Genomic DNA, 17,283 nt, shown 5'->3' on the forward strand with positions numbered 1-17,283 from the left:
ACAGGGAGCCCCCGATGCCCACCGCGCCCATCAGCACCGCGCCAATCAGCACCGCGCCCATCAGCGCCCCGCACACGCATTCCGCGCCCGCACCAGCGCCCGCACCTGCGCGCGCACCGGCGCCTGCGCCCGCGCCCGCCGCACCCTTCCTCCTCGCCGTCGTCCTGCCGACGCCGGCGGGCCCCCTCGCGGTCGTCGCCACGCCCGAGGACGGTGTCGTGCGGGCCTCCGGGTTCGAGTCCGTCGAGCGCACGGCGCACAGGCTGCCCCTCGAGCTACGCGACCGCGCCGTCCGCGAGCTGACGGGCGAGCAGCCAGCCGCCGAGCCGGCGATCGCCGGCGTCGTCGACGCCGTGCGGCGATACGCGGCCGGCGACGCGGCGGCGCTGGGCTCGGTGCCCGTCGAGCAGCACGGGGGACCGTTCTTCCAGGCGGTGTGGGCCGCGATGCGCGCGATCCCCGCGGGGCAGACGGCGTCGTACGCCGAGCTCGCGGCCGTCGCGGGCCGGCCGGCCGCGGTGCGCGCGGCGGGCAGCGCGTGCGCCCGGAACCTGGTCGCGCCGTTCGTCCCATGCCACCGCGTGCTGCGCACGGGCGGCGACCTCGGCGGGTACTACTACGGGACCGCGACGAAGCGAACCCTGCTCGTGCACGAGGGCGCCCTCACGGTCGCGGCGGGCGGGTCGCTGCCCGAGCTCGACCTCGGGCTCGAGCCCCTGCCCGCGCCCGCCGTCCCGAGCCACGCGCGGTGACCGGCGGACCCACCCGGGCCTGGCTCGGCCCGTACCTGCTCCTCGCGGTCTTGTGGGGGTGCAGCTTCCTGTTCATCGCGACGGCGCTGCGCACGTTCGCCCCGACGCAGGTGGCCTTCGGCCGGATCGCGGTCGGCTTCGTTCTGCTGGCGGTCGTCCTCGCGGTCCGGCGCGAGCGGCTGCGGATCCCCTGGGCCCGGGTCGGCGACCTCGTCATCGTCGCGACCGTGATGACCGCCGCGCCCTTCGTGCTCTTCGCGCTCGCGGAGCAGCGCGTGAGCTCGGTGCTCGCGGGTCTCGTCAACGCCACGACCCCGCTGTTCACGGCGCTGTTCGTGGGGTTGCTGCTGCCGCAGGAGCGACCCGACCGGGTCCAGCTCCTCGGTCTCGCCATCGGGTTCGGTGGCATCGCGGTGCTGCTCGGGGTGTGGAGGCCCGGCGAGATCGACGCCGTCGGCGGGCTCATGCTCGTCGGCGCGACCGTCTGCTACGGCTTCGGCACCGCCTGGAGCCGGCGCCGGCTCACCGGCACCGGCCTGTCCTCGATCCAGCTGCCCGCGGTCCAGCTTGCGATCGGCTCGGCGCTGCTCGCGCCCTTCGCCCTGACGACGCCGCTGACGGCGCCCGTCGCGCCCGTACCAGCGCTCGCGCTGCTCGCGCTGGGCCTGGGGGGCACCGGGCTCGCGTTCGTCCTGTACTGGCGCGTGCTCGAGCTCGCGGGGGCGACGGTGACGGCGAGCGTCACCTACGTCATCCCGCTCGTGTCGACCACGCTCGGCGTCGCCGTGCTGCACGAGGGGTTGCACTGGTACGAGCCGGTTGGCGGCGCGGTCGTGCTGGCGGGGGTCGCGCTCACCCAGTGGGGCGCGGCGCGCCGCCGCCCGCAGACGTCGGGTCAGGTCAGTGCCGGCGCGCGATGACCGCGGCGACGAGCCCGGCGACCGCCGCCGCGCCGATGCCGAGGTAGGTGCGCGCGCGGCCCCGATCCTCCGGGGTGGTCTCGGGATCGGTGCCGGCGTCGTGCACCAGCTGCTTGCCGAACGCGACGGCCTCGTTCGCCTTCGTGCGCGGGTCGAGCCGGAAGCTCAGCTGATCGATCGTGGCGGCGAGCTCGGCGCGCTGCTTCGCGAGCTGGGCCTCGAGGGCCTCGGGGGTGGGGCTGGTCATGACCGCAGGCCTTCCTTGATCGCGGTGACATCCTGCTTGACGTTCTCGGTGGTGCGCTCGGGCGTGGGCGGCAGGCCCCGATCGAGCGACTTCTTGCCGACGAGCGCGAGGATCGCGGTCACCACGAGCAGCGCGACCCCGATGATGAGGGCGGCTAGCCACGCGGGCACGGCCTCCGCGAGGCCGAGGATCGCCGTCGCGATGAGCACCGCGAACGCGAAGAACGCGAGGAGGCCGGCGGCGACGAACAGCCCGATGCCGATCGCGCTGGCCTTCGCCTTCTGGGCGAGCTCCGCCTTCGCGAGCTCGATCTCGGCGCGAACCAGCTGGGACGACTGTTCCGACAGTCGGCTGAACAGCTCTCCGATCGAGGGTCGTTCGCCTGAACCCGGTGTCGTCCATTGCGCGTCTGCCACGCTGATCACATCCCCTTGTGTCGTGCTTGCGTCCCTAGTGTGTCGGCTCTGGCCCGCTCGCGCGATTGCATCACCCGCACAACGTGCCGCAGATAGCAGTTCAGCCCCGTCCCGACGTGCGGAACAGGGCTGAAATGAGTGGTGGCCACGAGCGGGGTCGAACCGCTGACCTTCCGATTTTCAGTCGGACGCTCTACCAACTGAGCTACATGGCCAAACCGACTGCGCCCGGCCTGGTGGGGCCGGGCGCATGCCTTGCGACCCCGACGGGACTCGAACCCGCGACCTCCGCCGTGACAGGGCGGCGCGCTAACCAACTGCGCTACGGGGCCTTGAGTGGGACCGTGACTGCCACGGTACCGGCAAGACCTCAAACTAACGAACGTGCTCGAACTTTCGAACGTGTACGTACCCCCAACGGGATTCGAACCCGTGCTACCGCCGTGAAAGGGCGAGGTCCTAGGCCGCTAGACGATGGGGGCGAAGACGACGCCCTTGACGTCAGAGGCGCCGTGAAACCTCGGAAAGCATAGGGCAGAACCGCAGGAGAACCAAAGCGGGCCTGCCCGGGGCCCGGGCGGGGGAGGATACGAGCGTGGTGAAGATGACGCTGGCCGAGTTCGAGGACGCAGTCCGGGACGCCCTCGACGAGATCCCCGAGGAGCTCGCGGCCCAGATGGACAACGTCGTGGTGCTCGTGGAGGACGACCCCCCGGCCGACGACCCCGACCTGCTGGGGGTGTACGACGGCGTGCCCCTGACCGAGCGGGGCGAGTTCTGGGCGACCGGCGCCCTGCCCGACCGGATCACGATCTTCCGCCGGCCGACCCTCGCGATGTGCGACTCGCGCGAGGAGGTCGTCGAGGAGGTCGCCGTCACGGTGGTGCACGAGATCGCCCACCACTTCGGCATCGACGATGATCGGCTGCACGAGCTCGGCTGGGACTAGGGGAGAGCGATCGCATGGGGACGCAGGGGCTTCGGTTCGGGATCGTGCTGCTGCCGCAGGACAGGTGGCCCCTGGCCCGGGAGAAGTGGCGGCGGGCGGAGGAGTACGGCTTCGACCACGCCTGGACCTACGACCACCTCGCCTGGCGTTCGCTCGCCGACGAGCCGTGGTTCGCCACCGTTCCACTGCTCGCGGCCGCCGCCGCGGTGACCGAGCGCATCGGGCTCGGCACCTGGGTCGCGAGCCCGAACTTCCGCCACCCCGTGCCGTTCGCGAAGGACGTCATGGGGCTCGACGACGTGAGCGAGGGGCGCCTGCTCCTGGGCCTGGGCGCCGGCGGGGCTGGCTTCGACGCCGAGGTCACCGGCCCCGCGCCGACGCCGCGCGAGCGCTCGCGGCGCTTCGCCGAATTCGCCGAGCTGCTCGACGAGCTGCTCACCCACCCCGTGACCACCCGCGTCGGGGAGTTCTACGAGGCCCACGAGGCCCGCATGATCCCGGGCTGCGTGCGCCAGCCCCGCGTCCCCTTCGTCATGGCCGCCAACGGCCCGCGCGCGATGGCGCTCGCGGCGCGGTTCGGGCAGGGCTGGGGGACGTTCGGGCCCTCGTTCCCGGGCGAGGAGTCGCCCGACCTGTCGCCCGCGCAGGCTCAGGAGCGCTGGTGGGACGGGCTCGCGGCCATGACCGCGACGTTCGACGACGCCGCGCGCGCGGCGGGCCGGGACCCGGCGTCCATCGACCGGTACCTCAGCATCGACGGCGCGCCCGTCTTCTCGCTCGAGTCCTACGCCACCCTGGCCGAGGGCGCGGAGCGCGCGGCCGCGCTCGGCTTCACCGACGTCGTCGTGCACTGGCCACGGGCCGAGGGCATCTACGCCGGGTCCGAGGCCGTCCTCGAGGAGGTCGCGGCGCGCCTGCCCGAGCTCCGCGCGACCGCCCCGCGCTAACGGCTAACGGCTAACGGCTGACGGCTGACGGCTGACGCCTGACGGCCGGACTGCTCACCGCTCGCGACCGCGAGTGTGGGCGTTCGGCTGTCAGACGCTTGAGTGTGGGCGTCTTGCGGGTCCGGGGCGATCGAAGGGGACCGATTGCCCACACTCGGGCCGGTGGGGACCGATTGACCGCACTCGCGCCGCTACGCAGCCGTGCGGGCCTGGCGGGCTGCCCAGGCGCTCGCGACCATCTCGTGCAGCGTGTGCCGCATCGTCCAGCCGAGGTCGCGCGCGGCGAGCTCGCCCGAGGTCACGATGCGGTCGGGGTCGCCCGGGCGGCGGGCGGCGATCTCCGGCTCGAACGCGATGCCGGTCACCTCGGCCATCGCGGTCATGATCTCCCGCACGGACACGCCGTCGCCGCTGCCCAGGTTGTAGACGCGCTCCAACGGCTCGCCCGCCGCGAGCGCCTGCGCGGCCGCGACGTGCGCGAGCGCGAGGTCGGCGACGTGCACGTAGTCGCGCACGCAGGTCCCGTCTGGGGTGTCGTAGTCGGTGCCGTTGATGCGCGGGGTGCGGCCCGTCGTGAGCGCGTCCAGGACCATCGGGAAGAGGTTGTGCGGGCTGGTGTCGGGCAGGTCGGGCGTGCCCGAGCCGACGACGTTGAAGTAGCGCAGCGACGTGTGCCGCAGGCCGACGGCGCGGCCCTGGTCGCGCAGCATCCACTCGTCGATGAGCTTGCTCTCGCCGTAGGGCGACTCGGGCTGAGTCGGGGTGGACTCGGTGACGAGGTCGGTGCGGGGCGTGCCGTACACCGCGGCGCTCGAGGAGAAGACGATGGCGTCGACGCCCTCGGTGGCCATGGCCTCGAGCACGGACAGCGTGCCGGTCACGTTCTGCTGGTACGTGTGCAGCGGCCGGGTGACGCTCACGCCCGCGTACTTGAACCCCGCGACGTGGATCACTCCGGACACCTGGTGCTCGGCGAGCACCTGCCGCACGAGGCCGGTGTCGAGGATCGAGCCGCGCACCAGCGGCACGTCCGCGGGGACGAAGCCCGCGTGGCCGCTGGACAGGTCGTCCAGGACCACGGTCTCCAGCCCCACCTCGACCAGTGCGCGCACCACGTGCGACCCGATGTACCCCGCCCCGCCAGTTACCAGCCACGTCATGCCGCGAGCCTACCGACCGGCGCGAGTCACCTCGCTATCCGTGGAATGCTCAGTATGCTGAGTATCAACGAAGGACCGGGGGGCAGGCATGGTCAAGATCGCACGTTCGGCGGCGTGGCCCGGGGCCACCACGGGGCTTGCCGAGCCCCGCCCGACCGGCGCCCAGCGCACCGCGCTCCGCACCGGGGGGCCGGAGCTCGCCGACCGCGACGCGACCGACTACCCGGCCCCGAACTCGCTCGCGGCGCAGATCGAGCGCGGGCTCGAGCAGGTCGCGCAGGCCCTGGACGCGCACCTGCGGTCCGGGCGCGAGGGCGCCGAGCTGATCGCCCCCGGCTACGGCGCGCTCTGGAGCGCGCTCGCCGACCAGGTCGGCGGCGGCAAGCTGCTGCGGCCGCGGTTGACGCTCGCGGCCTACCTCGGGCTCGGCGGGTCCGACGTCGCCGGGGTGGCCCCGGTCGCCGCGGCCCAGGAGCTGCTCCACACCGCGATGGTCGTGCACGACGACGTGCTCGACCACGACGAGACGCGGCGGGGACGCCCCAACCTCGCCGGGACCCGCCGCGCGGAGCTGACCGCGGCCGGGGTGACGGGCAAGGCCGCCGAGGACCAGGTGCTCGCCGCCGCGCTCCTGGGCGGCGACCTCGCGCTCACGGGCGCGTTCGACCTCATCGCCCACGCGCCGCTCGCCCCCGAGCTGCGGATCGGCGCGATCGAGCTGCTGGTGCGCAGCGTGACCACCACGATCGGCGGCGAGGTGCTCGACGTCGCGGCGCAGCTCGCGGCGCCCACCAACATCGACGCGCTCCTGATCGCCGAGCTCAAGACTGCGGCCTACAGCTGCACGGGCCCGCTCGCGGTCGGCGCGCTGCTCGCCGGCGCCGACGACCGCACGCGCGCGCAGCTCGAGCGGCTGGGCGTCGCGCTCGGCGTGGCGTTCCAGCTCATCGACGACGAGCTCGGCGTGTTCGGCGACCCCGCCGCGACCGGCAAGTCCGTCCTGTCCGACCTCCGCGAGGGCAAGCGCACCGAGCTCCTGCGGCTGGCCTACCTCGCCGCCGACGCCGACGGCCGGGCGGTGCTCGACCGGTACGTCGGCGACCCCGGGCTCGAGGCCGACGGCGCGGCGCGGGTCCGGGCGGTCATCGTGGGCAGCGGGGCGCTCGAGCGCACCCGCGCGGTCGCGGCCGGCGCGGCGCGCACGGCCCGGGAGATCGCGTGGCAGCTGCCCGCCCCGCTCGCCGCCTACCTGCGCGACCTGATCGACCAGCTCGCGGGCAGGGACTGCTGATGGCGGGCCTGACCGGGCTGGCGCTCTACGACGAGACCGCCGCGCGCGTGAGCCGCGCGGTGCTGGCCGAGTACTCGACGTCGTTCGGGCTCGGCACACGCCTGCTCGGGGCGCGCGGGCGGCGGGGGATCGAGGCCGTCTACGCGTTGGTGCGGATCGCCGACGAGATCGTGGACACCCGTGGCGGCGCCGACGCCGGCGCGCTGCTCGACGAGCTCGAGGAGCAGACGGCGCGCGCGCTGGAGTCCGGCTACTCGACGAACCTCGTCGTGCACTCGTTCGCGCGCACCGCGCGGCGGACCGGAATCGGCGCGGCCGAGCTCGACCCGTTCTTCGCCTCGATGCGGACGGATCTCACGGTGCGGGTGCACGACCAAGCCAGCTACGAGCGCTACGTCTACGGCTCCGCCGAGGTGATCGGGCTGATGTGCCTGGCCGTCTTCCTCGACTCCGCGGCGCGCCCGGGGGTGCCCGCCCGCCGGCCGGACGCGCGCCTGCGCGCCGGCGCGCGCGCCCTCGGCGCGGCGTTCCAGAAGATCAACTTCCTGCGTGACCTCGGCGCCGACTACGGCGACCTCGGGCGCAGCTACTTCCCCGGCGTCACCCCCGAGACCCTCGACCAGCCGGCCGTCGACGCGATCCTCGCGGAGATCGCCGCCGACGTCGCGACCGCCCGGGCGGCGCTGCCGGGCCTGCCGCGCCGGGCCCGCTGGGCGGTCGCTTCGACGCTCGGGCTGTACGAGCGGCTCACCGCCGAGCTCGCCGCGACGCCGCCCGCGGAGCTCCTGACTCGCCGCGTGCGCGTTTCGGGGCCGCGGAAGCTCGCCGTCGTCGCCCAGTCCATCGGCCGCTCGTGACCGCGGTGGCCGAGCCGTCGGCCGCGCACGACTCCGCCGCCGGCGCGGGCGCTGCCGGGCGCCGCGTCGTGGTCATCGGGGGCGGCATCGCCGGCCTCGCCGCCGCCGCGCTGCTGGCCCGCGGCGGGGCGAGCGTGACGCTCGTCGAGCGGCACGAGCACGTCGGCGGCCGGGTCGGGACGCTCGAGCTCGACGGCTTCCGGTTTGACACGGGCCCGTCGTGGTACTTCATGCCCGAGGTGTTCGAGCACTTCTTCGCGCTGTTCGGCGAGCGCATCGAGGACCACCTCGACCTCGAGCGCCTCGACCCCGCCTACCGGGTCTTCTTCGAGTCGGCGCCCGGCGGCCCGGCGCAGACCCTCGAGGTCGGGGCCGACCCCGAGGAGAACTGGGCCCGCTTCGACGCGTGGGAGCCTGGGGCCGGCGAACGGATGCGCGCCTACGCGGCCGAGTCCAGCGAGGCCTACCGCACCGCCCTCGACCACTTCCTGTACACGACCTTCGCCCGCAGCGACCGCGCGCTGAGCGCCGACGTGCTGAGGCGGACCCCCACGCTGGCCCGCCTGCTGTCGGAGCACCTCGCGACGCGCGTCGAGCGCACCGTCCAGGACCCCCGACTGCGGCAGGTGCTCGGGTACCACGCCGTCTTCCTCGGCTCCTCGCCGTACCGCGTCCCGGCGCTCTACTCGCTGATGAGCCACCTCGACCTCGTCGACGGCGTCCGCTTCCCGCGCGGCGGCATGTACACGCTCATCGAGGCGATCGAGCGCCTCGCCCGCGCGCAGGGCGTCGAGATCAGGACCGGCGCCGACGTCGTCGCGATCGAGGTCGACCCGGCACCCCGCTCGGCGCGCAGCCCGCGGCGCACCGGCCTCGCCCGCGGCGTGCGGCTGGCGACCGGCGAGGTGCTGGCGGCCGACGTCGTCGTCTCCGGCGCCGACCTGCACCACACCGAGACCGCGCTGCTCGCGCCCGAGCACTCCGCCCGGCCCGAGCGGTCGTGGGACCGCAGCGGGCCCGGCATCTCCGCCCTGCTCGTCATGGCTGGCGTGCGCGGGGAGCTGCCTGAGCTCGCGCACCACTCCCTGTTCTTCACCCGGGACTGGCCGGGCAACTTCGACGACCTGCTCGGTTCCGGGCCCGCGAGCCCGGTCGGGTCGCTGCACGTGCCGGAGGTCGGGTCGATCTACGTGTCCCGGACGACCGCCACCGATCCGGCCGCCGCGCCTCCCGGCCACGAGAACCTGTTCCTGCTCGTGCCGTTCCCCGCCGACCCCACGCTCGGCTCGGCCGACGGCTCGGGCCCCGACTCGCGCGCCGCGCTCGAGGCGCACGCCGACCGCTACCTCGACCAGGTCGGGCAGTGGGCCGGGATCCCGGGCCTGCGGGAGCGCGTGGTGACCCGCCGCGTCGTCGGGCCCGCCGACTTCGCCAACGACTTCTCGGCCTGGCGCGGCGGCGCCCTCGGCATGGAGCACACGCTGCGCCAGAGCGCGATGTTCCGGCCCGGGAACGTCTCGCCCCGCGTGCCGAACCTGCTGTACGTCGGCGGCGGCACGATCCCCGGCGTCGGCCTGCCGATGTGCCTGATCAGCGCCGAGCTCGTCGCGAAGCGGCTGCTCGGGGAGACCTCCGCGAGCCCGCTGCCGGCGCCGCTGCGCCCCGGCTTCCTCGCCGCCGCGCGGGCGCGGGGGTTGTGGCCCGGCGCGGCGACCCGGGCCGCCCGCCGGTGATCCGCTTCGCGTACCTGGGCGCCCTCGCGGTGTCGCTCGGCGGGCTCGCGCTGCTCGACCACCGGTTCCGGCTCGCGTTCTGGGCGCACGGGCGCCGGGCGGCCGCGTGCGTGCTGACCGGCGTCGTCGGATTCCTCGCCTGGGACGGCGCGGGGCTCGCCCTCGGCATCTTCGCCCGCGGCGACAGTCCGCACATGACCGGGCTGCTGCTCGCGCCCGAGCTGCCGGTCGAGGAGCCGTTCTTCCTCGCCCTGCTCTGTTACACGACGCTGCTCGTGTGGCTCGCCCTGGACCGGCGCGGTCGGTCGGCGCGGTCGGCTCGCGCGCCGCGGAGGGCGGATCGATGACGAACGCGCTGCTCAACCTGGCCGTGCTCGCGGCGCTGATCCTCGGGCTGGGGCGGCACCTGCGGGGGCTGCGCGCCGGCCCGATCGTGGGGGCCGCCGTGGTGCTGGTCGCGATGACGGCGGTGTTCGACACGGTGATGATCGGGGTCGGGCTCTACGTCTACGACCCCGACCGCATCCTCGGGGTGTACGTCGCGGGAGCTCCCCTCGAGGACTTCGCCTACCCGCTCGCCGCCGCGATCGCGATGCCCGCGCTCTGGACGCTCTTCGGGGCCCGGGAGCGACGGGCCCCGGGTGAGCCCGGCGGGAGCGGGCCGACGTGAGCGGCCGCGCGTCGACCACCCGCGCCGCGGCCCTGCGCTCGATCGTCGCGGCGTCGCGGCCGTTCTCCTGGGTCAACACCGCCTACCCGTTCGCGGCGGGCTACCTGCTCGCCACGGGGGGCCGGGTCGACGTCGCGCTCGTGGTCGGGACGGTCTACTTCCTCGGCCCGTACAACCTGCTGATGTACGGGATCAACGACGTCTTCGACTACGCCTCCGACCTGCTCAACCCGCGCAAGGGCGGGATCGAGGGCGCGCTCGCCGACCCGGCCACGGCGCGCTCGGAGCACCGGCGCATCCTGTGGGCGTGCGCTGCGACGAACCTGCCGCTGCTCGGCTGGCTGCTCGCGCTCGGCGACGCGGCCGCGGGCGCGGTCCTCGCGCTCGTCGTCTTCCTCGTCGTCGCGTACTCGGCGCCGGGGCTGCGCTTCAAGGAGCGCCCGGGGCTGGACTCCGCGACGTCGGCGATGCACTTCGTCGGCCCGCTGCTGTACGCGCTCGTGCTCGTCGGCGCGGACCTGACCGCGCCGAGCGTGTGGCCGGTGCTCGTCGCGTTCTTCCTGTGGGGGATGGCCTCGCACGCCTTCGGCGCGGTGCAGGACGTGCGGGCCGACCGGGCCGGCGGGATCGCGTCGGTCGCGACGGCGGTGGGCGCCCACGCGACCGTCGTCGCGGCGACCGTCGGCTACCTCGCGGCCGCGGCGGTGCTGCTCGTCGTGCCGTGGCCCGGCTCGCTCACGGCCCTGGCGCCGCTGCCGTACGCGGTCAACGCGGCGAGCTTCTGGTCCGTGCGGGACGCGGACTGCGAACGCGCCAACCGGGGCTGGCGCCGGTTCCTCTGGCTCAATCTCGTGACCGGTTTCGCCGTCACGATGGTGCTCATCGCCGTCGCCCGGACGGCCTGAGCCGCGCGCGCGATCGTCCTACGCGCTACGCGCGATCGTCCTGTGCACGACGCCGCCCGCCGACGCTGATGCGTCGGCGGGCGGCGGTCGTGCGTGGGGCTCAGCTCAGGCGCGGCTGCGGCCGCTGGTCAGGCGAGCGGCCAGGGTCACGCCGACGACGGCGAGCACGACCTGGAAGAGCAGTTCGATCCAGTCGATCCCGCCGGTGTCCGACGACGCGACCGCGTTGGCGAGCGCGGTGCCCAGGAGCGCCGCGACGATGCCGACGACGATCGTCAGCAGGATCGAGATGTTCTGCTTGCCCGGGGCGAAGAGACGGCCAAGTGCGCCGATGATCGCGCCGATGATGATGGCTGTGATGATTCCGCTGACGCTCATGTCTGGTCCTCCCGTGACGTGTGAGGGCCGAGTTCGACCTCCGAGTCGGAAACGCTATTGCCGGATCCGCGGGTCCGCATCTCGGGCAGGACGGGGCAATCTGCGGTATGAGGACCGGGTGCAGCGTGCCCTCGCGGCCGCGGTGCTGCGGCCCTGACCTGGGCTGGAACCGCCCCCGACGCGCTGCGTCTAGCCTGGGCAGATGCTCCGAACCGAAGTTGTGGACGAAGCCGTAGGAGTCGCCGGGCCGATCGTTGCGGTGGTCGGGGCCGCCGTCCTCGCCTTCGTGCTTGCGAGCCTGATCTCCGCCGTCGTGCGGTCGATGGCGCGCCGGTCGAACCTCGCCCTCGACCTCATCAAGCGGGCCCGGCGGCCGCTGCGCGCGGTGCTCATCATCGCGGCGGTCTGGATCGCCCTGCGGCTGTCGACGGACTCGGCGCCGTGGCGGGTCACGGTCGAGCACGCGCTGCTCATCGGCCTCATCGTCGCGGTCGCGTTCCTTATCGGCGCGCTCGCCTTCGTGGTCGAGGACGCCGCGCTGGCGCGGTACCGGATGGACGTGCCCGACAACCGGCACGCCCGTCGGGTCCGCACCCAGATCACCGTGCTGCGCCGGCTGACCGTCGTGATCCTCGCGTTCTGCGCCATCGCGGGGGTGCTGATGACGTTCCCGAGCGCCCAGGCTGCCGGCGCGAGCCTGTTCGCCTCCGCCGGCGTGATCTCGATCGTCGCCGGCCTCGCCGCGCAGAGCTCCCTCGCGAACGTGTTCGCCGGGCTCCAGCTCGCGTTCACCGACGCGATCCGGGTCGACGACGTCGTCATCGTCGAGGGCGAGTGGGGCCGGATCGAGGAGATCACGATGACCTACGTCGTCGTGCACGTGTGGGACGACCGGCGGCTCATCGTGCCGTCCACGCACTTCACGACGACGCCCTTCCAGAACTGGACCCGCCGGGACGCGAACCTGCTCGGCACCGTCGAGTTCGACCTCGACTGGTCCGTGCCCGTGACCCCGATGCGGGCCGAGCTGACGCGGCTGCTGGACGAGAGCGGCGACCTGTGGGACCACCGGGTCGGCATCCTGCAGGTCACGGAGGCCACCGGCGGGTTCGTCCAGGTCCGGGCGCTCGCGAGCGCGATCGACGCGCCGACGCTGTTCGACCTGCGGTGCTACGTGCGCGAGGGCCTGGTGGACTGGCTGCAGCGCGAGCAGCCGGCGGCCCTGCCCCGGACCCGCATCGAGGGGATGGCCGACGTCGCCCCGCGCGCCACGCCGCCCGCCGTGCGGCCCGCCCTGCCCGCGCCTTCGGCACCTTCTCTGCCCGCGCCGCCGGTGCCCGTCGAGAACCCGCCAGCCGACGTCGTCGGCGGCGACGTCGCGCCGACGCCCGTCGCGCCGACGCCCGACGTGCCAACGCCCGACGTGCCGACGCCCGACGTGCCGACGCCCGACGTGCCGGCCCCGACCGCGACGTTCCCCGTCACCCCGCCCGACCTTGCCGATGCCCCCGTGCGCCGCAGCGCGATGCGGGCGCCGTCGTCGGCCGACACCGTCCGGATCGCGACCCACAACGACGCCCGCCTGTTCACGGGCAGCATCGACGCCCTTGAGCGGGCGCAAGCCTTCGGCGGCCCCGGCCGAGAGGTGCTCGACGAGCGCGAGCAGACCGCCGAGCGGGCGCTCGGGCAGACCGGCGAGACGGCTAAAGCCGAGGCAAAGGAACCGCCGCGCCGTTGACGCTGCGGGCGCTCAGCAGGCGGGTTTTGGCCTCATGATTTGCATCTGGGGCCTGAACTTGTGACGGTGGTGGGGACCGAAGGCGCCCGCCGGTCCCGAATTCGGGGACGTGGCCGGGGCGCCGCAAGCCGGCAATCCCACCAGGAGCAATCCATGCTGACCCTGACCGAGAACGCCCGCACGACCGTTGATGGCCTCACCACCGAGGCCGGCCTGCCCGATGGCGGCGGCCTGCGCATCGCCGCCTCCGCCGCCGAGGACGGCGGCTTCGACCTCGCACTCGTCGCTGAGCCCGCCCCGGGCGACGCCGTCGTCCAGTCCGGCACGACCAAGGTCTTCCTCGAGCCGGCGGCATCCGACGCGCTCGCGGACCACGAGCTCGACGCCGACCCGGCGCAGCCCGGCACGAGCTTCACGGTCGTCCCGCAGGCCTGACGCCTACTGGCAAGTCCGGCTCGGCCCGGAGGCCGCCCGCAGCGAAAGCCGCGGGCGGCCTCCGCTGCGTCTGCGGGCGCTGCCGAACCGGGAGCGGATCGATGGGTGGGCCCCGTCGGGCTCGAACCGACGACCAACGGATTAAAAGTCCGATGCTCTACCAACTGAGCTAGAGGCCCGGGGGAACGCGTTCCCGCTCGCGCCAGCCTACGCGGGGACTCGGGCGCGCACCGCCGGACGACGGCCCGCTGCGTCCCCGAGCGACCCGCCCGAGCCCTCCGGCGCGCCGAACTGAGTCGTGGTCACGCGATCGACCTCGCGGCGACCACAACTTCCAGTTCGTCGGTGCCCAGCTCGTCAGACCCTCGTCGGCGCGGGCGAATCGGCGCGCCTAGGCCCGCCGCCGCCGCGTCACCCCCGACAGGGCGGCGCCGCCCGCGAACAGGGCCAACGCGGCGAGCCCGCGACGGACCGAGCTCGCGCCGTCGCTATCGACGCCCGCGATCTCGACGGAGTATGCGGTCGCGCCGGCGGCGCCCGCGGGGGCGCCGTCCGCCATCCCCCCGGTCGCCGCGCGATCGGCGCCCGCCGTGATGACGGCGTACTTCAGGCCGTTGTCGGCGGCGGTGGACATTCCGCTGGTGACCAGCTGCGAGGTGCCCTCGGTCGACAGGCGCTGCGCGCCGTCGACGAGCGCCGGCGCCGCGTCCGATGCCTGGCGCAGCCCAGCCGGTCCGCGCCGGCCGCGAGCTGGCCCGTGCCCGCGGCCAGCGACCCGGCGCCGGCCGAGAGGGTGCCCGCCCCGTCGCCGAGCGCGGCCAGCCCGCTCACGAGCGTCTGCCCGCCCGCCGCGATCTGGTCGACGGCGCCCTGGAGCGAGTGCACCCCGCCGCGCAGCGTCGCGCTCGCCTGGGAGTCGCCGTCGTGCCCGTCGCCGGCCCGGACCTTCGTGACGACGCCGCTGGAGGACGGCGAAGACGGCGACGGCGCGGCCGCTCGCGGCGTCGGGCAGCACCGCGGCGCGCAGGAGGGAGGCGAACCAGGCCGCGACGAACCCGAGGGCGAACCCGCCCGCCCGCTGGGCCGGCGACCGGTCCGGGACGAGGCCGAGCGCGCCCCCGAGCGCGGCGCTCGTTAATGCAAGCCCTGCACCCCGAACCCGAGGCGTCCGACGTCGGAACAAGACCGGTTGCGAAAATCGCGAGGAAAGCACCCGTGAGCACGTGTCGTCTCATGACCACCTCATTGTGGTGAACGGCGCGAATGGAGCGAAGTAGCGCGTTGTCTACCAGTGGTCAGACACCTCGGCGCGGCATTACTAGGTACTTTCGTCCCGGTATCAGGTAAACCGCTAGTCGGCTGTTAGCTCATGACGGCGGATCCAGGTCAGCCCGGAGCCGACGCGCGGCAGCCACCCGGCCGGCGGGTCCTCCCCGACGCGGCCGTCGACGGCCTCCCGGAGCAGGTCGGCGTGGCCCGTGTGCCGGCCGTACTCCTCCACGAGGTCGCACAGCAGGCGGCGCAACGAGGGATGGACGCCGGCGTCGTCGCTGAGGTCCGCGAGCTGGTCGAGCCCGCCGCGGGCCAGTGCGGCCTCGAGTCGAGCGCGCGAGCGGGCCACGGCGTCATCCCAGATCGCGTACAGCTCCGCCGGCGAGTTCTGCGCGGCCGAGAGGAGCTCGGTGTGGTTGTCGGCCCAGTCCTGCGGCCGCCACATCGGCCCGGGGTGCTCGCCCGCCAGCTTGTAGGTGAAGGTCAGGTCCTCGATCGCGGCGAGGTGCTTGAGCAGCCCGCCGAGGGTGAGGGACGAGGCGCCGACGCGCTGGGCGAGGCCCGCGGCGGAGAGGTCGTCGGCCTTCCAACGGAAGGTCGTGCGCAGCCGGTCCAGCATGGCCACGAGGTGCTCGACCTCCGTGCCGGCGAGCGGCGGTTCCCAGGGGCTGTCGGCAGTCGTCATGCCTCGACCGTACGGTCGCCCGGCGTCGGGCGCCGCCCCAGACCTGAGGGGTTTGTCCGGGCGAAATCTGGACACATGTTCATCAATCACCCGTTCGGCTCTGCACAGGCTGTGAACAGGTCCCTAGATTCACGTTCATCGCTCGATCATTCGGGCGATGAGCGAGGCATTGACATCCCTGGCGCACCAACGGTCGCCATTTGCCGGGAATCGAGCCAGAGGCGAGACCGACGCTCGGTCGCGGTTCTAGCAAGGGATTTCCTCATGAAGAAGAGCACTGCCTTTCGCATGTCCGGATTCATTGGTACGGCGGGCGTGACGGTCGCCCTCGTCGCGGCCGCCGTCGGCGGTACCGGCGCGTACTTCACCGACAGCGAGGCCGGCAACCTCAGCGCCAGCTCCGGTCACCTCATCCTCAACGTCAGCAACACCCACCTCTCGCTCACCGACCTCGTGCCCGGCACGGACAAGACCGCGAACATCGACTTCAACGTCGATGCGAGCGGCAAGTCGGACGTCTGGCTCGTCTTCGACACGACGACCGCCGCGTACGGCGCGTTCTCCGGTGCCAACGGCGCGGCCGCGTACCCCGCCGGCGGGCTCGGCCGGTACGGGCACTTCGCGGTGTCCGTCAACAGTGGGCCCGCGCTGTTCCAGTCGTACAACCTCGTCACCGGTCCCAACGGCTGCTACATCGACGCCGACGGCCACGGCGGCAGCGCGACCCAGGCGACGAGCCCCACGAACAACCCGCCCTACTGCGGGGTCCCGGCCGCGATCAAGCTCGCCTCGGGCCTGACCTCCGGCCAGGGCGCCACGGCCAACGTGACGTTCGGGCTGACCGGCAAGGTGACGACCCAGAACACGCCGTTCGCGGACGTCCCGTTCACGATCGTCGCGACGCAGGCGGGCGTCCGGCCGGACGCGCTGAACTTCTGATGACCGACCGAGCGGCGGGGCTCGGAGCCGCGCCCCGCCGCTCGGCGCTCGGGCGGGCGGCGATGGCGCTGCTCGTCCTGCTCACGCTGGTCGCCGTGGCCGGTGGGGTCGTCGCCTGGACCCAGGGCTACCGGCTCTACGCGGTGCGGACCGGCTCGATGGCGCCGGCGTACCCGACGGGGACACTCGTCGTCGTCGCCCCCCTCGCGCAGGAGGTCCCGACCACCGGATCCGTGATCACGTTCCGGATCGGGGACGGCCTCGTCACGCATCGCGTGTTCGCCACCTCGGCCGGCGGGCTGACCACCCGGGGCGACGCCAACCCGAGCCCCGACGCGTGGACCCTCCCACTGGATCGGGTCGTCGGCAGCGTCGTCGCCGCGGTCCCGAACGGCGGTTACATCCTCGTCTTCTTCAAGCAGCCGACCGGCGCGCTGACCCTGGTGTCCGGGCTCGTGTCGTTGACCTTGCTCTGGACCCTGTTCTTCCCGGGCGGCGAGCCAGCGCCCGGCGCCGAGCGCGCGCCGCGGCCGGTGCACGCTCGCGCCTGAGCGGGCTACAGCGGGCTACCCCCGGTCGGCCGCCCGCGCCACGGCCAGCGCCCACGCGACCAGGGGCACCTGCAGCGGCAGGCGTCCCCACGCGATCGCGGGGCTCGACGCCCACGACCGGCCGCCCGGGTGGGCGGCCAGCGCCATCGTGACGTTGCCCGGGAAGACGGCGACGAACAGCGCGGCGCTCGCGAGGCCGCCGACGCGGCGCGTGCGGGGCACCGCCACCGCCACCGCGCACGCGAGCTCGGCGGCGCCGCTCGCGAGCACCCAGGCCCGAGGGTTGCCCAGCGCGCGCGGGATCAGCGACTCGAACGGTCTGGGCCGCACGAAGTGCGCGGCTCCGGCGGCGGCGAGCAGCGCGGCGAGCCCCGCGGCGGTGACGAGCGTGCGGGCGGGTGCTGCGTCGTCGTCGGCCATCACCTCACGCTACCGGCG

At 74.0% G+C, this 17,283-nt stretch carries 23 protein-coding genes and 4 tRNA genes; 15 read left to right on the forward strand and 12 right to left on the reverse strand.

Annotated features, from left to right (window positions below; genetic code table 11):
- Nucleotides 1–14: 14 nt before the first annotated feature.
- Complete coding sequence (locus J4E96_RS01030; protein ID WP_227423967.1) at nt 15–752, forward strand: methylated-DNA--[protein]-cysteine S-methyltransferase; 738 nt, start codon at nt 15–17, stop codon at nt 750–752.
- Nucleotides 749–1,672, forward strand: coding sequence for a DMT family transporter (locus J4E96_RS01035; RefSeq protein ID WP_227423968.1), 924 nt, complete (start codon nt 749–751; stop codon nt 1,670–1,672). The genes J4E96_RS01030 and J4E96_RS01035 overlap by 4 nt, the downstream gene beginning before the upstream one ends.
- Here the strand turns inward: J4E96_RS01035 and J4E96_RS01040 are convergent.
- From J4E96_RS01040 to J4E96_RS01060, 5 genes are all read right to left on the reverse strand, one after another.
- Nucleotides 1,653–1,919, reverse strand: coding sequence for a DUF3618 domain-containing protein (locus J4E96_RS01040; protein ID WP_227423969.1), 267 nt, complete (start codon nt 1,917–1,919; stop codon nt 1,653–1,655). The two genes, J4E96_RS01035 and J4E96_RS01040, sit on opposite strands and share 20 nt — an antisense overlap.
- The gene (locus J4E96_RS01045) at nt 1,916–2,335 is read right to left on the reverse strand and encodes a phage holin family protein (RefSeq protein ID WP_227423970.1); all 420 of its coding nucleotides are present in this window, start codon (nt 2,333–2,335) and stop codon (nt 1,916–1,918) included. The genes J4E96_RS01040 and J4E96_RS01045 overlap by 4 nt, the downstream gene beginning before the upstream one ends.
- A gap of 139 nt (nt 2,336–2,474) precedes the next feature.
- A tRNA-Phe gene (locus J4E96_RS01050) sits at nt 2,475–2,550 on the reverse strand.
- Between the two features lie 43 nt (nt 2,551–2,593).
- A tRNA-Asp gene (locus J4E96_RS01055) sits at nt 2,594–2,667 on the reverse strand.
- Nucleotides 2,668–2,744: 77 nt separating this feature from the next.
- Nucleotides 2,745–2,817: transfer RNA gene (locus tag J4E96_RS01060), tRNA-Glu, on the reverse strand.
- A gap of 122 nt (nt 2,818–2,939) precedes the next feature.
- On the opposite strand from J4E96_RS01060, the gene J4E96_RS01065 reads away from it, so the two are divergent.
- Together J4E96_RS01065 and J4E96_RS01070 are read left to right on the forward strand one after the other, a co-directional pair.
- Complete coding sequence (locus J4E96_RS01065; protein WP_227425614.1) at nt 2,940–3,284, forward strand: metallopeptidase family protein; 345 nt, start codon at nt 2,940–2,942, stop codon at nt 3,282–3,284.
- 14 nt (nt 3,285–3,298) lie between these two features.
- The gene (locus J4E96_RS01070; protein WP_227423971.1) at nt 3,299–4,231 is read left to right on the forward strand and encodes an LLM class flavin-dependent oxidoreductase; all 933 of its coding nucleotides are present in this window, start codon (nt 3,299–3,301) and stop codon (nt 4,229–4,231) included.
- A 191-nt stretch (nt 4,232–4,422) separates the two neighbouring features.
- Here J4E96_RS01070 and galE read toward each other — a convergent pair whose 3' ends face one another.
- Nucleotides 4,423–5,391, reverse strand: coding sequence for a UDP-glucose 4-epimerase GalE (galE, locus tag J4E96_RS01075; protein ID WP_227423972.1), 969 nt, complete (start codon nt 5,389–5,391; stop codon nt 4,423–4,425).
- An 88-nt stretch (nt 5,392–5,479) separates the two neighbouring features.
- Here galE and J4E96_RS01080 point away from each other — a divergent pair, with 88 nt between their 5' ends.
- The 6 genes from J4E96_RS01080 to J4E96_RS01105 are packed head-to-tail and all read left to right on the forward strand — an operon-like array spanning nt 5,480 to nt 10,847.
- Nucleotides 5,480–6,682 (forward strand): polyprenyl synthetase family protein, encoded by a 1,203-nt coding sequence (locus tag J4E96_RS01080; protein ID WP_227423973.1) that lies wholly within the window; start codon nt 5,480–5,482, stop codon nt 6,680–6,682.
- The gene (locus J4E96_RS01085; protein WP_227423974.1) at nt 6,682–7,539 is read left to right on the forward strand and encodes a phytoene/squalene synthase family protein; all 858 of its coding nucleotides are present in this window, start codon (nt 6,682–6,684) and stop codon (nt 7,537–7,539) included. The genes J4E96_RS01080 and J4E96_RS01085 overlap by 1 nt, the downstream gene beginning before the upstream one ends.
- Before the next feature lie 5 nt (nt 7,540–7,544).
- Nucleotides 7,545–9,272 (forward strand): phytoene desaturase family protein, encoded by a 1,728-nt coding sequence (gene crtI / locus J4E96_RS01090; RefSeq protein ID WP_227425615.1) that lies wholly within the window; start codon nt 7,545–7,547, stop codon nt 9,270–9,272.
- Complete coding sequence (locus tag J4E96_RS01095; RefSeq protein WP_406620182.1) at nt 9,269–9,619, forward strand: lycopene cyclase domain-containing protein; 351 nt, start codon at nt 9,269–9,271, stop codon at nt 9,617–9,619. Before crtI ends, J4E96_RS01095 begins: the two co-directional genes overlap by 4 nt.
- A complete protein-coding gene (locus J4E96_RS01100; protein WP_227423975.1) occupies nt 9,616–9,942 on the forward strand; it encodes a lycopene cyclase domain-containing protein in 327 nt (108 codons plus the stop codon). Before J4E96_RS01095 ends, J4E96_RS01100 begins: the two co-directional genes overlap by 4 nt.
- The gene (locus J4E96_RS01105) at nt 9,939–10,847 is read left to right on the forward strand and encodes a prenyltransferase (RefSeq protein WP_227423976.1); all 909 of its coding nucleotides are present in this window, start codon (nt 9,939–9,941) and stop codon (nt 10,845–10,847) included. Before J4E96_RS01100 ends, J4E96_RS01105 begins: the two co-directional genes overlap by 4 nt.
- A 105-nt stretch (nt 10,848–10,952) precedes the next feature.
- On the opposite strand, the gene J4E96_RS01110 is transcribed toward J4E96_RS01105, so the two are convergent.
- Nucleotides 10,953–11,225, reverse strand: coding sequence for a GlsB/YeaQ/YmgE family stress response membrane protein (locus J4E96_RS01110; RefSeq protein ID WP_227423977.1), 273 nt, complete (start codon nt 11,223–11,225; stop codon nt 10,953–10,955).
- Nucleotides 11,226–11,427: 202 nt separating this feature from the next.
- Between J4E96_RS01110 and J4E96_RS01115 the strand changes: the two genes are divergently transcribed.
- Nucleotides 11,428–12,963, forward strand: coding sequence for a mechanosensitive ion channel family protein (locus tag J4E96_RS01115; RefSeq protein WP_227423978.1), 1,536 nt, complete (start codon nt 11,428–11,430; stop codon nt 12,961–12,963).
- A gap of 153 nt (nt 12,964–13,116) precedes the next feature.
- On the forward strand, nt 13,117–13,398 hold the full coding sequence (locus tag J4E96_RS01120) for an iron-sulfur cluster assembly accessory protein (protein WP_227423979.1): 282 nt from the start codon (nt 13,117–13,119) through the stop codon (nt 13,396–13,398).
- A gap of 106 nt (nt 13,399–13,504) precedes the next feature.
- Here the strand turns inward: J4E96_RS01120 and J4E96_RS01125 are convergent.
- From J4E96_RS01125 to J4E96_RS20350, 3 genes are all read right to left on the reverse strand, one after another.
- Nucleotides 13,505–13,577, reverse strand: a tRNA-Lys gene (locus J4E96_RS01125).
- A gap of 212 nt (nt 13,578–13,789) precedes the next feature.
- Nucleotides 13,790–14,032 (reverse strand): hypothetical protein, encoded by a 243-nt coding sequence (locus J4E96_RS01130; protein ID WP_227423980.1) that lies wholly within the window; start codon nt 14,030–14,032, stop codon nt 13,790–13,792.
- Nucleotides 14,005–14,229 (reverse strand): hypothetical protein, encoded by a 225-nt coding sequence (locus tag J4E96_RS20350; RefSeq protein WP_227425617.1) that lies wholly within the window; start codon nt 14,227–14,229, stop codon nt 14,005–14,007. The genes J4E96_RS01130 and J4E96_RS20350 overlap by 28 nt, the downstream gene beginning before the upstream one ends.
- On the opposite strand from J4E96_RS20350, the gene J4E96_RS01140 reads away from it, so the two are divergent.
- On the forward strand, nt 14,156–14,536 hold the full coding sequence (locus J4E96_RS01140; protein WP_227425857.1) for a hypothetical protein: 381 nt from the start codon (nt 14,156–14,158) through the stop codon (nt 14,534–14,536). The genes J4E96_RS20350 and J4E96_RS01140 overlap by 74 nt on opposite strands.
- A gap of 213 nt (nt 14,537–14,749) precedes the next feature.
- On the opposite strand, the gene J4E96_RS01145 is transcribed toward J4E96_RS01140, so the two are convergent.
- On the reverse strand, nt 14,750–15,355 hold the full coding sequence (locus J4E96_RS01145) for a mycothiol transferase (protein WP_227423981.1): 606 nt from the start codon (nt 15,353–15,355) through the stop codon (nt 14,750–14,752).
- A gap of 264 nt (nt 15,356–15,619) precedes the next feature.
- Here J4E96_RS01145 and J4E96_RS01150 point away from each other — a divergent pair, with 264 nt between their 5' ends.
- Together J4E96_RS01150 and J4E96_RS01155 are read left to right on the forward strand one after the other, a co-directional pair.
- Nucleotides 15,620–16,294, forward strand: a complete 675-nt coding sequence (locus J4E96_RS01150; protein ID WP_227423982.1) for a TasA family protein — start codon at nt 15,620–15,622, stop codon at nt 16,292–16,294.
- Nucleotides 16,294–16,845: a signal peptidase I gene (locus tag J4E96_RS01155; RefSeq protein ID WP_227423983.1), complete on the forward strand. Its 552-nt coding sequence runs from the start codon at nt 16,294–16,296 to the stop codon at nt 16,843–16,845. Before J4E96_RS01150 ends, J4E96_RS01155 begins: the two co-directional genes overlap by 1 nt.
- A gap of 15 nt (nt 16,846–16,860) precedes the next feature.
- Here the strand turns inward: J4E96_RS01155 and J4E96_RS01160 are convergent, their stop codons facing one another.
- On the reverse strand, nt 16,861–17,265 hold the full coding sequence (locus J4E96_RS01160; protein WP_227423984.1) for a DoxX family protein: 405 nt from the start codon (nt 17,263–17,265) through the stop codon (nt 16,861–16,863).
- Nucleotides 17,266–17,283: the final 18 nt, after the last annotated feature.

The sequence above is a fragment of the Pengzhenrongella sicca genome, from assembly GCF_017569225.1.
Classification (GTDB): domain Bacteria; phylum Actinomycetota; class Actinomycetes; order Actinomycetales; family Cellulomonadaceae; genus Pengzhenrongella; species Pengzhenrongella sicca.

Coding starts and splice junctions, on each gene's coding strand:
- J4E96_RS01030 (WP_227423967.1), top strand. CDS start 15: ATGCCCACCGCGCCCATCAGCACCGCGCCAATCAGCACCGCGCCCATC.
- J4E96_RS01040 (WP_227423969.1), bottom strand. CDS start 1,919: ATGACCAGCCCCACCCCCGAGGCCCTCGAGGCCCAGCTCGCGAAGCAG.
- J4E96_RS01065 (WP_227425614.1), top strand. CDS start 2,940: ATGACGCTGGCCGAGTTCGAGGACGCAGTCCGGGACGCCCTCGACGAG.
- J4E96_RS01070 (WP_227423971.1), top strand. CDS start 3,299: ATGGGGACGCAGGGGCTTCGGTTCGGGATCGTGCTGCTGCCGCAGGAC.
- galE (WP_227423972.1), bottom strand. CDS start 5,391: ATGACGTGGCTGGTAACTGGCGGGGCGGGGTACATCGGGTCGCACGTG.
- J4E96_RS01080 (WP_227423973.1), top strand. CDS start 5,480: ATGGTCAAGATCGCACGTTCGGCGGCGTGGCCCGGGGCCACCACGGGG.
- J4E96_RS01085 (WP_227423974.1), top strand. CDS start 6,682: ATGGCGGGCCTGACCGGGCTGGCGCTCTACGACGAGACCGCCGCGCGC.
- J4E96_RS01100 (WP_227423975.1), top strand. CDS start 9,616: ATGACGAACGCGCTGCTCAACCTGGCCGTGCTCGCGGCGCTGATCCTC.
- J4E96_RS01110 (WP_227423977.1), bottom strand. CDS start 11,225: ATGAGCGTCAGCGGAATCATCACAGCCATCATCATCGGCGCGATCATC.
- J4E96_RS01115 (WP_227423978.1), top strand. CDS start 11,428: ATGCTCCGAACCGAAGTTGTGGACGAAGCCGTAGGAGTCGCCGGGCCG.
- J4E96_RS01120 (WP_227423979.1), top strand. CDS start 13,117: ATGCTGACCCTGACCGAGAACGCCCGCACGACCGTTGATGGCCTCACC.
- J4E96_RS01130 (WP_227423980.1), bottom strand. CDS start 14,032: ATGTCCACCGCCGCCGACAACGGCCTGAAGTACGCCGTCATCACGGCG.
- J4E96_RS01145 (WP_227423981.1), bottom strand. CDS start 15,355: ATGACGACTGCCGACAGCCCCTGGGAACCGCCGCTCGCCGGCACGGAG.
- J4E96_RS01150 (WP_227423982.1), top strand. CDS start 15,620: ATGAAGAAGAGCACTGCCTTTCGCATGTCCGGATTCATTGGTACGGCG.
- J4E96_RS01155 (WP_227423983.1), top strand. CDS start 16,294: ATGACCGACCGAGCGGCGGGGCTCGGAGCCGCGCCCCGCCGCTCGGCG.
- J4E96_RS01160 (WP_227423984.1), bottom strand. CDS start 17,265: ATGGCCGACGACGACGCAGCACCCGCCCGCACGCTCGTCACCGCCGCG.